At 27.3% G+C, this 2,165-nt stretch carries 2 protein-coding genes; both read right to left on the bottom strand.

All coding sequences use genetic code 11. The features are described from left to right. Positions 1 to 191: 191 nt before the first annotated feature. Positions 192 to 1,397: a hypothetical protein gene (locus ACR0QS_RS12920; protein ID WP_432633861.1), complete on the bottom strand. Its 1,206-nt coding sequence runs from the start codon at positions 1,395 to 1,397 to the stop codon at positions 192 to 194. 21 nt (positions 1,398 to 1,418) lie between these two features. Then, positions 1,419 to 2,165, bottom strand: a 747-nt coding sequence (locus tag ACR0QS_RS12925; RefSeq protein ID WP_432633862.1) for an ankyrin repeat domain-containing protein, incomplete at its 5' end; no start/stop codon positions are given.

A 2,165-nucleotide genomic window follows, 5' to 3' on the forward strand; every position in this document is an offset into this window, starting at 1 on the left:
ATATAAATTAAGCCAATATAATTTATTAAAAAATAAAAGCTTTATCTTAAACGAAATAGGAATTCCGCAAAATTGGAAAGGTGGTGAATTTTTTATAAATTAGGTTTTATAAATAAAACAAACCATACAACCCCAACAATCCTCATAGATTATAATTTTTTATTAATCGAAATAATATATTTTTTAATCCTTTAATCGAACAAATACCTATAAAAACTATCCTTCTTAATATAAGGTTTTAATTTTTCCATTTCTATTGACAAATTGTTACTGTATCCCTTTGTAATTGTAGGAAGCCAATCATTATATATAGTTATAGTTTCATCATCATTGAATATAAATTTTGATTTGCCTACTTCTTCGGGTAAATCGAAATCTTCAGGAAAATAAGATGTAGGCTCTGGAAAATTAAAATCATTAGGCTGTTCATTTTCAGGAATATCTAATTCTTTATATAAATCCTTAAATAAATCAATCATTCTATTTTGTTCTTCAATTTGCGATTTAAAATAATCTTTATATTCTTTTGTTAAAAATGCAATAAATATTTTATCATAATCTACCAAATCCTCCAAAGTATTATTTAGCTTTTTCCCCATTTCAAGCGAAATAATATTATAATCGTAGAAATATGAATTATCTGAAAACTCTGACAAATCAACTGAATCTTCCGATTCTTTATTTTCTAACGAAGAAAGAAAACCTTCATAATTTATACTATCAAGCGTATCTTCAATGCATAATATTTTACTATCAAAATAAGTAATATCTGAAGAACAGTTGGAATAAGTATAAGTTTCATTACTGACAACTTTTTTCAATTTTCGTTCATAAATATTTTTTAGATTTTTTATATCAATCTTTTCCGTATCGTTGCCAAAATAAGACACATTCATTGACGGAGAATATAAAATATTTTTGCCATAATCATATTCGGCATTCGATATTCTATATTCAAATATTTCGCTTAATTTTCCGCCCAAAGGAGCTATGCTATTTATAACGCAAGGAAATTTTTTCGACTTATTTTCCCAAGTTCCGTTTATAGTTATATTTTTAAATTCCAAAATTTTCTTCAAAGTCTCTTCGTCCAATTTGAAATTAAAAACTTCGTCTCCTTCCGTTTCAATAACCATAGAATTTTCATCTATGTATCCAGAAAAATTAATACCTCTTTCAAATATATCATAATGATAATTTCCGCTCAAATATCCAGATATTTCGCCCGTCCAAGAATAAGAAACTCCCGAGATTTTTATATTCATTGTTATATCGTATTTGTCGTCAATTTTTCCTTTCAAAGTAGCGAATAAATATTTTTGGGTAAGTTTCGGCTCTTGCGAAAAAGCTACATTTCCTAATAATAAAATTGTTATTATAGTTAATTTTTTAATCATTATTTTTCTCCTTCAATTTATTTATTTTTCATATACTAAAAATAATGTATCTACATACAATTTAGCCCAATCTAATGCGGTTAGCCCATATTTAGTTTTAATATTAACATCTGCATTTTTTTCTAACAAATATTTAACTACTTCAAATTCTCCACTGAATGAAGCCAACATTAAAGCTGTATAGGTATATTCATCTCTTGCATTAATATTAGCTTTATTTTCTACTAAATATTTAACCACTTCCAAATGTCCGTATATTGAAGCTAACATTAAAGAAGTTTTGCCATTATTATTTTTGGCATTAATATCAGCGCCTTTTTCTACTAAATATTGAGTGACTTCTAAATGCCCTTCCAATATAGCGAGTATAAAAGCGTTATGTCCTTGATTATCTTCTTTGATATTGAAATCCGCTCTTCTTTCATCTATCAAATATTTTACAATTTCCAAATTTCCGCTTTCCGCGGCATACATTAAAGCTGTCAATCCTATATCGTCTTTGGCGTTAACCTCAAGTCCTCTTTCTTGCGATAAAAGTTTGATTATTTCCAAATTTCCGTTAGTCGTAGCCACTATTAAAGCCGTAGAACCGTTTTCATCTTTTGCGTTTATATCCGCACCATTTTTTATTGAAAATTTAGCAAGCGGAAGATTTCCAGAAAATGAAGCGTATATTAAAGGCGTCATGTCGTATATATTATTATCTATAATAGCCTTAAATGTATCATTAATATTATTAGTGGTTATTACATATTCATAACTATCAAT

It is taken from the genome of Brachyspira sp. (genome assembly GCF_050873525.1).
In the GTDB taxonomy this organism is placed as follows: Bacteria; Spirochaetota; Brachyspiria; order Brachyspirales; family Brachyspiraceae; genus Brachyspira.